This window comes from Embleya sp. NPDC050493, from assembly GCF_044458105.1.
Taxonomy (GTDB): Bacteria; Actinomycetota; Actinomycetes; order Streptomycetales; family Streptomycetaceae; genus Embleya.
Genome location: NZ_JBITHP010000044.1, coordinates 35,957 through 48,769, shown reverse-complemented (window position 1 = coordinate 48,769; position 12,813 = coordinate 35,957). Strand labels below are relative to the sequence as shown.

Here is a 12,813-nt window from a genome sequence, read left to right as displayed (position 1 = left end):
GACGACACCGACACACCCTGGAGGAAAATCCCATGAAGGCAATACGTTTCCACGAGTTCGGCGGCACCGAGGTCCTGCGCTACGAGGACGTCGACCGTCCGGTCCCCGGCGCCGGCCAAGTGCTGGTGCGGGTGGCGGCCACCTCGTTCAACCCGGTCGACGACCACATCCGCGCCGGTATCCTGGCCGAGATGATCCCGATCGCTCTCCCGTACGTGCCGGGGATCGACCTGGCGGGCACCGTCGCCGAACTCGGCGCGGACGTGACGGGCCTGGAGGTGGGCGACCGGGTCGTGGCGATGCTGCCCCTCGACACCGCCGGCGCCGCCGCCGAGTACGTGCTCGCCTCGGCCGAATCCCTGGCCCCGGCGCCCCGGACGACCGACCTGGTCGACGCCGCGGCGCTGCCGCTGACCGGCCTGGCGGCCTGGCAGACGGTGTTCGAACTCGCCGAGTTGAAGCCCGGTCGGACCGTCCTGGTCAACGGGGCCGGGGGCGCGGTGGGCAGCCTCGTGGTGCAGCTCGCCGTCGACGCGGGAGCGCACGTGACCGCGGTGGACGCGCCGCAGCACGCCGACCGCCTTCGGGGCTACGGCGCCGACCGGGTCGTCGGCCCCCTCGCCCTCGCCGCGGGCCCGGCCGCCGTGGGCGGTCCGTTCCAGGTCGTGGTGAACCATGTGCGCGTCTCCCCGGAGGAACTCGCGCGGCTGACCCACTACGTCGCCGACGGCGGGGTCGCCGCCAGTACGGCCGGCCCGATTCCCGAGGACCCCGCGCGCGGGGTGCGCAGCGCGAGCCTGTGGGTCCGCAGCGACGGAGCCCAGCTGACCGAGCTGGTCGCCAAGGTGGATGCCGGCAAGCTCCGGATCCACGTCGCCGCCCGCCGCCCGGTGGCCGAGCTGTCCGCCGTGCACGAGGACGCCGGCGCCGGCCGGCTGCCCGGCAAGACGGTCGTGCTCGTTCCCTGATCCCACCCTGCCCGGGCCGCCCGCCGTTGGTCCTCGTCGCCGGCGGCCGCGCCCGGGAGTTCGCCGGCGGCCGCACCCGCGACCCGTCGGCACCGGCGAGGCCGTGCGGCAGGCCCCGCACTCGGCCCGTCCGGGCGGCTGCGTCGTCGTCCTGCACGACGTCACGGTCGACGGACGGGTGCCGAGGGTGTGCGCTTAGCCCGTGACCGTGCCGGTGGACGGGTTCGAGCGTCGATCGACCCGCAACTCGTCCTTTGACGCGAACCCGCCTCGCGTTCGTGCCGGTTCCATGCGTCGACGGGGGTGACCCCGTCGCGATGTCGTTGGGTTGGGCGGTGTGACCGAGACCGGTCGGCAGCTGCGGCGGGCCTGGATCGCGCGGTTGCGCCCGCAGGGCGAGGTCGACATCGACCGAGCGGCATGCCCGCGCGCGATCGTCGAGGACGCCGTCGCGCGCGTCGGCGCGGCCCCCGTGCGCTGGGCGATCGAGTCACCACGGCGCTCACCGGGCCGGTTGACCTCGGCGAGCGCATCACGGCCGCCGACCCGGATCGAGACCGGCTACGTCTTCTCCTCGCTCACCGCTCGACGCCCTGGCCGTGCGGGTCGGGGCCGGGTCGGTGTGGTCATCGGGCGACACCGAACCCCTGGGCCTCGTCGCGCGCGGTCGGGACCGTATCCCGGTCCGGCCGAAACCGCCCACCGTCCGGGTGTTCCCGCGGACCGCCGGGAGCGGCCCGATCGAGGAACGCGCGTAGCGCGGACTCGGGCGCCTCGGAGGCAACGGTCCGGGCGGGGCCGGGCGGCCCCGCATGTGGCGGCCGACCGGTGTCGGTACGGGCGCGATCAGAGCTTGCGGGCGACACCGCCGAACTCGATCCATTCGGCGGTCTCCTGGGTCGGCCCGGGCGTCGCGTCCGGGCGCCAGGTGGAGACCTCGACGAGGCCGGGGGCGAGCAGTTCCAGGCCGCTGAAGTAGGTCTCGACGTCCGCCGCCTCGCGGACGCGGCCCCAGTTGCCCTGGGTGGCGGTGAGCATGAAGTCGCTGAGCCGCTTGCGTACTTCGGAGTCCGCCGAGACCAGGTGCGAGATGACGACGAAGCTGCCCGGGGCGAGCCGGTCCATGACGCGTTCGACCAGAGCCGCCGGTTCGTCGCTGTCCGGCAGGCAGTGCAGGACCGAGACGAACAGCGCCGCCGTCGGCTCGGTGAAGTCGATCAGCTTGGTCACGTCGGCGTTGTTCATGATCGCGTCGGTGTCCCGAAAGTCCGCGGTGATCACGGTCGTTCGGTCGTTGTCCGCGAGAATCGCGCGCCCGTGCGCCAACACGATCGGGTCGTGGTCGATGTAGACGACGCGCGACGCCGGATCGATGCGCTGCGCTATCTGGTGCACGTTGTCCTGGGTGGGCAGGCCCGATCCGTGGTCGAGGAACTGCCGCACGCCGTACTCGCTCGCCAGCACCCGGACCGCGCGCTGGAGGAAACGCCGGTTGTTGATCGCGAGCGCGCGCGTGCCCGGCGCCGCCTTGGACAACTCCTCGGAGGCCTCGCGGTCGGCTCGGTAGTTGTCCTTGCCGCCGAGATAGTAGTCGTACATTCGCGCCACGCTGGGAACGCCGATATCGAACCCGCCGGGCGGGTTGTCCTTCGCCCGATCCCGGCCACCGTCCTGCGCGTCGATCGAGCGCTCTGTCATGCGAATCCCCCACGGATACCCGGCAATTGACTGCGCGTCACACGATATGAACACGCGGGCACAGCCTAGCCGACGCTTGACCGAGTCCATATCCTCGACGCGGTGTGGTCCCGCGATCCGAGGCCGAGGGCGTGTCCGTCCGCCGTTCGAGTCGAACCGAGCTCAGCCGAGACCCCGATGAGCGGCCCACAACTCCCCGGCACGGCCGGCAGCGCCGGCGACCAGGGCCGCCAGTTCGGGCTTGTCGGGGACGGGGAAGGAGACATACGCGCCCCGACCACCGCCGACCGGCCGGCCGTAGGCCTTCACGGCGAGGTGACCGTCCGGGAGAAGCCGGACGTTGAGTGTGGTCAACGTGAACGCCTCACCGCGTCGCGTGTCCGTCCAGCGGAGCGCCTGCGGGATCGTGACATTGATCGCCAGAGCACTCACTTCCAGGTCGCCGCTCATGGACGAATGATCTCAACACATGGAGGGCGTACTCAACGTACCGACCACCACGGCGACCCTGATCCGACCGATCCCACCGATCCGCGCGTCGCCCGAGCCCCTCGCCCGCATGCCCTCCGCCACACCGGGAATGCGGGGGCTGCGGATCGCGGTCACGTTCACCGGCCACTGATTCCCGACGAAGGTGTCGAGCCCGGCAGGTGACGCGCTGTCGGCCGACCCGGGGGCGGGCTCGGCCGGGTGGCGGGTGAGGTGACCATCGGGGGTAACGTCGCACAGTCGGCCCGTGCCGGTTCGTGGATGCCGGGGACTACGCGTATCGCGGCCGTATCGAAAACGGGATACGCCTCCGCAACGGTCCTTCGTCTTCAGTGAAGGCATGGACCACACCACACCACCGCAGCCGGAGCCGTGCGTCGTGCCGCCCGACGCCCACACGATCACCATACCGGCGCAGCCCGCCGCGCCTCCCGCGGCGCCGGCGCGCGAGCCGACCGGCCGCCGGCGCGCGGTGAGGGTCGCGTGGGTGCTGGGCGGTCTGCTGGCGCTCGGCGCGACGGGCGCCATCGGGCTCGACCTGCTCGGCGACGACGGCGGGAAGGCCGACACCGCCACCCCGATCGCCGAATCCGCTTCGGCCTCCGCGTCGGCCTCTGCGTCCGGACCGCCGAAGAACGACGTGGACGCGCCGACCGACCCGAGCGCACTGACGCGACCCGCGTACACCGCGTACAACCGCATCAAGGCGGACATGGCGAAGGAGGGCATCACCCTCTCCCTCACCTCGGGCAAGCGTTCGTGGACGCACCAACAAGAGTTGTGGGAAGAGGAGTTGAAGGCGAAGGGTTCACGCCAGGCGGCGATGCGGCGGGTGTTGCCCCCGGAGATGTCGCTGCACGTACACGGCTTGGCAATCGACATCGCGCCGCGCGCCGCGCAGACCTGGCTCGACCGCAAGGGCTCCGCCTACGGCTGGTGCCGCCCGTACGACAACGAGGCGTGGCACTACGAATACAAGGCGTCATACACAAAGGGCTGCCCAACCCGCAAGGCGGGCCCGTGGGAGTAACCCGCCGCCCCGACCCCGCCCCCATCGACCAGGCCACCGCCCTTTGCCATGTCCGCCGCCACGGCTCGTTGTTCCGGCACGGGCCGTCACACCGTTCAACCCCGTTCGGCCGCACGCAGTTGCGCAGTGACCGACATGCCCACAAGGCAGCGAACCCCACTGACCCGTTCGCCGTCGGGCGCGCGGACGATGGCGACCCACCGTCGGAGTGCGAACAGGTCAGGCCCCGCGCGTCAAGCCGCCGTTGACGTCCGGCTGGGCCGCGGTTTCCGTGATGAGGACGGCAGTGGTGACCGGGCCCGGGGTGCCACCGGTGGCTGAGCCGGCCACCGCCGCCCGGACGGCGCGGGCGACTTCCAGTGGAGGGTATCCGGAGGCGACCGCGAGCCGAACTTCGATGTGCCGGCCGGGTGGATCGTCATCTTGCTCCACTTTGACCGGGCGGCTTCCCAGCAGGGTGGTGAGGCGGGCGACGCCCGGAACGGCCGCCGCGACGTCGGCCAGCTCTCCGGCGAGCCCCCGCATGGATCCTGTTTTTGTCACCGGGGGCAAGCCCCGCGCCGCTGCGGCGTCCTGCGGGGTCGCCCTCGGGATGGTCTGAGAATTCCCGCCTGTCTCCGGGCCCTCATGGAGATCGGTGACGCGCAAGTCGGCTGTCACGGTGGTCAGGCCGAGCCCTTCGGTGGCCGCCTTGAGCAGTGTGTTCCTCAATTGCTCGGCGGTGTGAGGCAGTGGCTGCCGGAGGGATGCCGCGAACGCGGCCTCGATCCTGAGCGGGCCGGGCGGTAGCGCACTGACCGGCGGACGGACGGCCGGCTCGGACACGGGCTCGAGTGGTGCCGGCCCGATGCGCAGCGACTGCAGCCAAACACCGGGAACCTCAGCGGCAGCGCGCCCCAAGGCCCGGCCGGCCGCTTGCTCGGTGATCCATGTCCCGTCGTCGGGCCCGCCGAGCGGGAGCAGCCGCCCCAGGTCGAGCTGGTGCCGTACTGCCTGCGTCCACGTCTCGGTCCTCACCGACCCCCCACCCCTTTTCTTCCATGGCTGCGGTTCTCGCCGTGCCGCACTGCGCCCGGAGTGTCCGCGGGGGCCCGGACAGGGACGCTCGGGCCACTCGTTGGAGCACTCCGCCTCACAGTCCACATGCCCGCCAAAACACCATAAATAGTCTGTACTCTTAATAAAGGGTACAAATTGGGCTTCTGTGCAAGAGGAGTGTCCTGATGACTGAGAACCCCGGCGCAACGCCTGGCGGTGCGCCCGGTTCTCGCGGCCGAACGAGCATCGCCGATGTGGTGGTGGCGGGCCGGGAGGTCGTGGAAGTCGACATCGTGGTCAGCGACGTGAAGCTGCCCGACGAGGAGGACGAAGGGGAAGAACGGCCGCGGATCCGCTAGCCGGGGCGGAGCAGCTCGCTCGGAGCAGCTCGCTTGAGTGAACTTGAGTGAAGGAGCGCGTGATGAGCAGGGCCGTGGTGGGCTTGACGGTCGGAATGGCGCTGGGTTTCGCCGCGTATTTCGGTGGCTTCTGGGCTTTCCTGCTGGTGCTGGGGCTGGGCGTCGTCGGCCTCGCGGTCGGGCGGTTCATGGAAGGTGACCTCGAACTGGGCGACTTCGTCCGCCGCCGGGACCGGCAGGAGGGGACCCGCGATGACCGGCGACGGGGTCGAGGAGACGGGCTGCGGTGACCGGTGAAGCCGATCTGCGTCCGGGCCTTCCTCGCGGGAGCGCGGTGCGATCACCGTCGCCGACCTCGGTCGACCGCGTCAGCGTAGCCACGGGACCGAGGAAGGGCCCGAGCCCTTTCGCAGACCGGACGGGGCACGGGCGTCCGGAGATCGGGGCCGTTCGGCTCGGGCGGGGGAAGCGGTGCCTTCCCCACCGGTTGCGGGCCGGGGTGGGCGGGGTTCGACTGGGAGAAGGGGTCGAAAGCGCGCGGGCCGCGTGTCACCAGGGCTGGGTTGTCGAGCCCGTCCCATGGACCGCCGGCCGGCGCCACGCACGACAGGAGCCATCCTCGTGGACGACTATCCGCTCCTCAACGCCTTCCTGACCATGTTGTGGCTGTTCCTGTGGATCCTGTGGTTCTTCCTGCTGTTCCGGATCATCACGGATCTGCTGCGTGACGACAGCCTCGGCGGCTGGGCCAAGACCGGATGGATGGTCTTCGTGATCGCCCTGCCGTTCCTGGGTGTGTTCGTCTACGTGATCGCCCGCGGCAGTGGCATGGGCAGGCGTGACGCCGCCCAGGCCAAGCAACAGAACGAGGCCTTCCAGGCGTACGTCCGTGACGCCGCGGGCACCAACAGGCAGGCCTCCGGCGTCGAGGAGCTCTCCAGGCTGGCGCAACTCAAGAGCAACGGTGACATCTCCGCCGAAGAGTTCGAAGTGGCCAAGCGCAAGCTGCTCGCGTGACCCGACCGACGTGAACACGCGGCACGCCCGGTACGGGCAGACGCCGGCGGATGCGCCGCCGGTGGCCCGAGCACAGGAGTTGACATGAGCGACGCACCGTACGAGCCCGGACCGATCGACTACCTGGTGGTGGAGTTCCCCGGAAGTCGGATGACCGGCGAAGGGCTCCCCCTCCTGGTCGATCTGGTCGACCGCGGCATCATCCGGATCCTTGATCTGGTCTTCGTCATGAAGGAGCAGGACGGGTCGATCCGTGGCGTCGAACTCACCGACCTGACCGGCGACAGCGAACTCGACCTCACCGTTTTCGAGGGCGTCTCCTCGGGCCTGCTCGGTGAGGACGAGATCGACGACGTGAGCGGGGTCCTCGAACCCGGCAGCGCCGCGGGTGTCCTGGTCTACGAGAACGCGTGGGCCGGCCCGTTCGCCGCCGCCCTGCGGCGCGGCGGGGGCCGGCTCGTCGCCAACGGACGCATCCCGGTCGAGGAGGTCCTGGCGTCGTTGGAGGCTGCCGAGTCCAACGCCTGAGTTCGCTCCCGACCGCATCGCGTGAGTCAAGGAGAAACACCATGCCTGGTCTATTGCGCGGTATCGCCCGCACCGCCGTGGTCGCCGGGACCGCCACCGCGGTCTCCAACCGGGTCTCCCGGCGACAGGCGGGCCGCTGGGCGGAGCAGGACGCACCACCGGCCGCGGCCGAGCCCGCCCCTGCGCCGGCGCAGCCGTCGTCGGACGACGAGATGAGCGGCAAACTCGCCCAGCTCAGGGAGCTGGGCGAACTCAAGAGCCAGGGCGTGCTCACCGAAGCCGAGTTCGAGACCCAGAAGTCCCGAATCCTCGGCTCCTGAGCGTCGCCACGGGGGGCTGTGGCCGCGAGGGCTTTTCGGTCGCGTGAGTTCTTCGTTGCGAGGGCCCGGCACCAGGATGATGCCGGGCCCGCCCACTGCCATGCGTGGACTCGCCGACGGCCGGCGAATCAGCAGGGACCCTGGTCTAGGAAATGCCACCGTGGTTCTCGACCACCACGGTGTACTCGCCGGAGTTGTCGCCGTACATGCCGGGTCGGTCGTTGTAGCCGACGATCACCTCGCCGCCCTCCTGCGCGGACATGGTCTGGGAGGAACCCACCACCAGCCACGGGCCGGAGCCGATGCGGGCGATCAACATGCCCACCGGCGCCCCGCTCAGCACGACCTGCGGCTGCATGTACGCCCCGGACAATTTGCCGTCGCTGTAGCGCGTCCCGTCGGGATACGTCACCTGTCCCCGGCCGTAGGAGGCCCGCCCGCTCCCGGAGACGGTGAAGATGTCGCCGGCCCGGACCGTCACGCCGGACTTGATTCCGTCCTCGGACTTCGCGGGAACCGTCACCACGTTGTAGTCGTCCATACTTCGCACCTTTCGTCGATTACCATCCGCTGTCGGCACATCACTTTACGTGCACACCCCTCGATGTTCAACCACATCGTTGGCAATGCTCGACTCGGAGCCGTCGGCATGCCGCACACGGGCTTCCGTTCGCGGAACTGCGCGGTCGGGCGGATGCGTGACCTGCGAGATCCGTGAGGCCGACGTGCGGACCCAGCGCACGAACCGGGAAGCCGATCCACCGGACCGAGGGAAGGAAGTGCCCCTACGACATCCCGCCGGGCCGTTTCGCGCTCTCCGGCCGGTAGCGATGCCGGCAGTTGCACGATCATGACCAAGGCAGGGGTCGACGAGGTGATCGAGAGGCCAACGGATGCCGGCCCTCGGCCACTTGGCAGTGCCGGTCGCATGCGAGAGGCTGCCGGAGAGGCGACGACAGTGATGCGCCACCTCGGGAAGACGCCCGGCCGGACGGTCGAAGGGGCGTCCGGCGTCTCAGGGTCCCGCCTCGGCGGGGTGCGCCGGACCCCCTTCGGGCTCCGCCGCCGGGCCGAGGCCGGGCACCTCGGACAGGGATGACGGGCGGCGTGGACAGCACGCCCGAATTCTCCGCCCGGGCGCCCGGTTTCCGATGCCGCGCGGGGCCGGACACCGATCGACCGGCAGTCCTGTGCGTACTCGCCGGACGGCGTCGTCGCCGCCGTGCGCGGGAGACCCCCCGGCGCGATTCGCGTGAATCGGATAGTGGCCGTCGGTGCGAGTGGCTACGTTCGAGCGCCATGATCAATCGAATATCGGTACGGCGCAGGCGACGCGTGGTCATCGTCGTTGCCGGAGCCGTCGCGATCCAGGTCGGATTGGGGGCCGGCGCGTTCGCGGCATGGGATACCGCCGGCTCGGGGAAGGACTCCGCCGGCCCCCGGACATGTACGGGCCGCCCGAATCCGGATGCACCCGAAGCCGGCGAGGAGCGCAGCTGCTTTTCGGTGGACGCCGGCGTCGACCACCCGCTCGCGGTCGGCGAGACCGCCACCGTGCGATTCGAGGTACGGTCCCAATTCGCGGCCGGGAAGGTACGTGTGGAGGCGGACCTGCCGGCCAACCTCGCCTGGCTCGAGGCGCCCGTCGGACTGACCCGGTCCACGCATCCCTCCCCCAACCCGGTACACCTGGGCAGCATCGAACGTGCCGCGACCGTACGCACGTTCAAGGCGGGGCAGAGCACCACGTACACCGGACGGATCGTCGCGAAGGCGGCCGGTCCGGCGGAGATCAAGGTACGCGCCGCCGCCGACCTGCGTACCGGAGTGGACGCCGCGGAGGACCTGATCCCGCTCACCGTGGGCGCGGCGCCGGGCAGGTCGAGCCTGGGCGCGGAGCGGTCGACCGATTCCGACTCGGTCGAGGTCCCGGCGGACGTGGCGCCGCAGGAGTCGACTCCCCATCTCGCGGCGGAATCGTTGTCCACGGCCGGCCTGCCCGCACCCGCCGGGGACGATCCGGTGGTACCCCGGGCCCGGACCGCCGCGGCGGCGGCGACCGCGTGCGCGACGGGCAAGTGGCTGTACGTCGACGAGAAGGGCGTGACCAAGCCGGTCGTCAACATGACCGTCGAGGCCTGGGACGCCGACACGAGCAACGCGCACGACCTGCTCGCCAGTGGCCTCACCGGCACCAAAGGCGAGTACAAGCTGTGCTTCGACAACGCCGAGAGCAACAACAGCGGCCAGGACGTCTACGTCAAGCTCACCACCGCCAACAAGAACTGGCGCGTCCAGGCCACCGGCACCACGAACGCCTTCTCGTTCACCACACCCACGGTCGCCAACGTCGCCAACGGATCCACCACCGCCTTCGGCAACCGCAAGCCCACCCAGGCCAACCGGATGCGCGCCCTGCACGCCTTCGACGCGCTCAACGACGCCTGGAAGTGGGTGCCCGGCAACACGTGTTGGGACGCCCTGGACACCACGTGCCGTCAGGTCGTCGTCAACTGGGCACCGGACTCCACAATCGGCAACTACTTCGGGAACAAGCAGATCCACCTCAAGGCGGACGCTCCCGACTCGCACATGACCGTCGTGCACGAACTCACGCACGCCCTGATGGCCGACGTCTACGAGGACTACGCGCCGCCCATCCCCAATTGCAGCCCGCACGGCGTCTCGGCGAAGTCCTCGACGGGCTGCGCCTGGGTGGAGGGTTTCGCCGAGTGGGTACCGGCGAGCGTGTACAAGGATCCCTACTACCGGTGGCCCAGCGGTTCGTCCCTCAACCTGGAGACGCCCACCTGGAGTACGTCGGGCTGGGACGACGGGGACGCGGTCGAAGGCCGCGTGGCCGGTGCGCTGATCGACCTCACCGACACCACGAACGAGGGTTCCGACGTCTATGGGGAGGCCGCGCCCGGAAACGTCTGGAACACCTTCCTGCGGCACCGCTCCGCGACGTTCGCGGAATTCTGGCAACACCGCAAAGCGGACGGGTATGACACCTCTGCCAACGGCCCGCTGAAGAGCCTGTACCAGAGCACGATCGATTATTGACGAACGCGCCTCCCTCGTTCCGCACGCCCGACGCGTGCGGAACGAGGGAGGCGCACGTCACGCGGGCCGGACGAGCGCGGCGAGCGCACCGGCCGGCGAACGGCCGGCACCGCCCGGCCCGGTGACCGGACGGCGGTACCGGCGGTACGTGTCACGCCGATCCTGCGGACCCCGGGCCGGGGCGGTCAGTCGGCGGTGTTTCGGGTGATCCGGTCGAAGTGCACGAGTCCGTCGTTGAACGGCTCGACGCCGGTGATGTGCCGGCTGTGCACGGCCGCCGCCGAGGCTTCCAGGTACACCCAGAAGGGCATGTCCCGGTTCAGCGCCGTCTGCACGCGTGTGTAGGCATCCCGGCGGACCTTGGGGTCGGGAGACAGTCGGCCCTCGCCCAACGCCTTGTCGACGGCGGAGTTGCTGTAGCCGGTGATGTTGTTGATGCCCCCGGTGATCAGGAACTGATGCATGCTCGGTTCCACGTCGTCGGCCCACAGTTGGAAGACGGTTGCCTCGAAGTCGTGCTTGGCCGAGGTACGCGTGACCAGCGACGCGATGTCGACGACGTCCACGATCATGGTCACCCCCGGGTATCCGGCCAGCGTCCGCCGGATGTACTCGGCGATGTCCCGGGACTTCGGGCTGTCCGGTACCAAGTAGTGGAAAACGAAAGGCTTTTGGCCGTTCGAGGTGAGCTTGGCGAAAAGTTCGCCCGCCTGCGGGGGCTTGTTCTCCACGGCCGCCAGGTTGACGTTCGCCAACGGGGAACTCGCGTTGAAGATGCCCCTGGCCTGGACGCCGAGACCCTTGTAGAAGCGGCGGTTGAGCTCCTCGCCGCTCAGCGCCAACGCGATCGCCCGACGGGCGTCCGCGTTGTCGAAGGGGGGCTTGCGCAGGTTGAAGGCGATCATCAGGCCGCCGTTCAGCAGTGTCTCGTCGACCGTCAGGTCCTTGTCCCGGGCGTCGCCCAACACGGTCGGGTCGGTGGTGACGGTGATGTCCGCTCGGCTCTTCGCGATCGACTCCGGCGCGGCCGCGATGTTGCGGTCCACCCGGAACACGAGTTCGTCGAGATGCGGAAGCCCCTTCTGCCAGTAGTTCTCGTTGCGCACCATGCGCAGGTCTTTCCCGGGCTCCCAGGCGGTGAGTTTGAACGGGCCCGCGCCGATCGGGGTGCGCTTGAGGGCGGCTCGGCCCTCGGGGGTGGAGACGAACTTCGTGGGGGCGACGAACGCGAGGTTGCGGGCGACCATGTGGTCGAAGTTGGCGTTGGCGGAAGGAAGTTCGATCCGCAGCTGGAGGTCCGACAGCAGGATCAGCCGGACGTCCCGCAGCACGCCACCGACCAAGGAATTGACCGTCGGATCCCGGTGGGCGTCCCACGTCGCCTTCACGGCGGCGGCGTCCAGGACCGAACCGTCGGAGAAACGCAGTCCCGCGCGCAGGGTCAGCGTCCAATTCGTGTACTGCGCGTCGCTGGTCAACGACTCGGCCAGCTTGGGGTGCACGGTGCCGGTCGCCGGCTCCGTCCAGACCAGGACGTCGTACAGCGCCGACATCCGGTTCCCGTCGGCCACGTTCGGATAGCTCGCACTGAACGGGTCGAGGCCGCGCGGCTCTCCCGGAAGGAGGAAGACGGCCGACCCACCCGCCCGTGGTGTACCGGATGCGTCGGAGTCGTCGTCGCCGACGAGCCCGCATCCGGTCGTGGCGCTCAGGCAGATCATCGCCAGGGCCAAGCCCGGCGCCAAGGGGCGCAGTACGTTGCGAAAGGGTCCGACGTTGCGAAGGAGGCCACCGAGTCCGGTGGTTCTTCGCGTGGTTCGCGGCGCGAACGGCACGAGGTGTGCACCTGCCCTGTATCGACGAGATATGGATACCGTGCGTCGCCGGTCAACCGGTCGAATCGTCGCGAAGGGGGCGAGGGATCGCCTGAGTGCGTGCGCCACTCGCGTCGCGTTTCCGCGCACCGCATGTCCACGCGGCGCACGTCTCGCGTGTCGATCCGTCCGGCGCTACCGGGACGTGGCGAGAACGCCGCGGGACACGGACGGATCACGCCCCGAGCCTCGCGGCGCAACAGAAGCTATAGGCGCATTCGCGAGGCGGCTATCCATCCGACGCGAGATGCCGCCTCCCGCGGACTCCGGCGTCGCGACCACGGCGCCGGACCGGGGGCGCGCATCGGCACCCGGGCCGCGCCCCGCCCCCGTGCGGTGGTTCGGCCGGGTGTCGCTCCCGTCGGGTGGCGCCGGACCGATCGGTTTGCCCGGGTGCAATCAGCCGGCCAGGTCCTCGGTCGCGTT

Annotated in this window: 13 protein-coding genes and 1 pseudogene; 9 read left to right on the top strand and 5 right to left on the bottom strand. The window is 70.1% G+C overall.

Going from position 1 to position 12,813, the window contains the following annotated elements; all coding sequences use genetic code 11:
* Positions 1-32: 32 nt before the first annotated feature.
* Positions 33-968, top strand: a complete 936-nt coding sequence (locus ACIBM5_RS44100) for an NADP-dependent oxidoreductase (RefSeq protein ID WP_396012335.1) — start codon at positions 33-35, stop codon at positions 966-968.
* Positions 969-1,814: 846 nt separating this feature from the next.
* On the opposite strand, the gene ACIBM5_RS44095 is transcribed toward ACIBM5_RS44100, so the two are convergent.
* Complete coding sequence (locus tag ACIBM5_RS44095) at positions 1,815-2,666, bottom strand: SAM-dependent methyltransferase (RefSeq protein WP_396012334.1); 852 nt, start codon at positions 2,664-2,666, stop codon at positions 1,815-1,817.
* Between the two features lie 162 nt (positions 2,667-2,828).
* Complete coding sequence (locus tag ACIBM5_RS44090; protein ID WP_396012333.1) at positions 2,829-3,116, bottom strand: hypothetical protein; 288 nt, start codon at positions 3,114-3,116, stop codon at positions 2,829-2,831.
* 19 nt (positions 3,117-3,135) lie between these two features.
* On the opposite strand from ACIBM5_RS44090, the gene ACIBM5_RS44085 reads away from it, so the two are divergent.
* Together ACIBM5_RS44085 and ACIBM5_RS44080 are read left to right on the top strand one after the other, a co-directional pair.
* Positions 3,136-3,288 (top strand): hypothetical protein, encoded by a 153-nt coding sequence (locus ACIBM5_RS44085; RefSeq protein ID WP_396012332.1) that lies wholly within the window; start codon positions 3,136-3,138, stop codon positions 3,286-3,288.
* A 207-nt stretch (positions 3,289-3,495) separates the two neighbouring features.
* On the top strand, positions 3,496-4,185 hold the full coding sequence (locus ACIBM5_RS44080) for a D-alanyl-D-alanine carboxypeptidase family protein (protein ID WP_396012331.1): 690 nt from the start codon (positions 3,496-3,498) through the stop codon (positions 4,183-4,185).
* Positions 4,186-4,404: 219 nt separating this feature from the next.
* Here ACIBM5_RS44080 and ACIBM5_RS44075 read toward each other — a convergent pair whose 3' ends face one another.
* Entirely contained in the window at positions 4,405-5,202 is a 798-nt protein-coding gene (locus ACIBM5_RS44075; RefSeq protein ID WP_396012330.1) for a hypothetical protein, read from the bottom strand.
* Between the two features lie 281 nt (positions 5,203-5,483).
* Between ACIBM5_RS44075 and ACIBM5_RS44070 the strand changes: the two are divergent.
* The 5 genes and pseudogenes from ACIBM5_RS44070 to ACIBM5_RS44050 form a co-directional block, all read left to right on the top strand.
* Positions 5,484-5,582 (top strand): annotated as a pseudogene (locus ACIBM5_RS44070) (Asp23/Gls24 family envelope stress response protein); the annotation flags it as partial.
* A gap of 62 nt (positions 5,583-5,644) precedes the next feature.
* Positions 5,645-5,872 carry a hypothetical protein gene (locus tag ACIBM5_RS44065; protein WP_396012329.1) on the top strand — a complete coding sequence of 76 codons (228 nt, stop codon included), beginning with the start codon at positions 5,645-5,647 and terminating at the stop codon, positions 5,870-5,872.
* Positions 5,873-6,203: 331 nt separating this feature from the next.
* Complete coding sequence (locus ACIBM5_RS44060) at positions 6,204-6,599, top strand: SHOCT domain-containing protein (protein ID WP_396012328.1); 396 nt, start codon at positions 6,204-6,206, stop codon at positions 6,597-6,599.
* A gap of 84 nt (positions 6,600-6,683) precedes the next feature.
* Entirely contained in the window at positions 6,684-7,127 is a 444-nt protein-coding gene (locus ACIBM5_RS44055; RefSeq protein WP_396012327.1) for a DUF6325 family protein, read from the top strand.
* 41 nt (positions 7,128-7,168) lie between these two features.
* Positions 7,169-7,447 carry an SHOCT domain-containing protein gene (locus tag ACIBM5_RS44050; protein ID WP_396012326.1) on the top strand — a complete coding sequence of 93 codons (279 nt, stop codon included), beginning with the start codon at positions 7,169-7,171 and terminating at the stop codon, positions 7,445-7,447.
* Between the two features lie 145 nt (positions 7,448-7,592).
* Here ACIBM5_RS44050 and ACIBM5_RS44045 read toward each other — a convergent pair whose 3' ends face one another.
* The gene (locus ACIBM5_RS44045; RefSeq protein ID WP_396012325.1) at positions 7,593-7,988 is read right to left on the bottom strand and encodes a LecA/PA-IL family lectin; all 396 of its coding nucleotides are present in this window, start codon (positions 7,986-7,988) and stop codon (positions 7,593-7,595) included.
* 758 nt (positions 7,989-8,746) lie between these two features.
* On the opposite strand from ACIBM5_RS44045, the gene ACIBM5_RS44040 reads away from it, so the two are divergent.
* Complete coding sequence (locus ACIBM5_RS44040) at positions 8,747-10,513, top strand: hypothetical protein (RefSeq protein ID WP_396012324.1); 1,767 nt, start codon at positions 8,747-8,749, stop codon at positions 10,511-10,513.
* A gap of 185 nt (positions 10,514-10,698) precedes the next feature.
* Here ACIBM5_RS44040 and ACIBM5_RS44035 read toward each other — a convergent pair whose 3' ends face one another.
* Positions 10,699-12,258, bottom strand: a complete 1,560-nt coding sequence (locus ACIBM5_RS44035; protein WP_396012323.1) for an ABC transporter substrate-binding protein — start codon at positions 12,256-12,258, stop codon at positions 10,699-10,701.
* Positions 12,259-12,813: the final 555 nt, after the last annotated feature.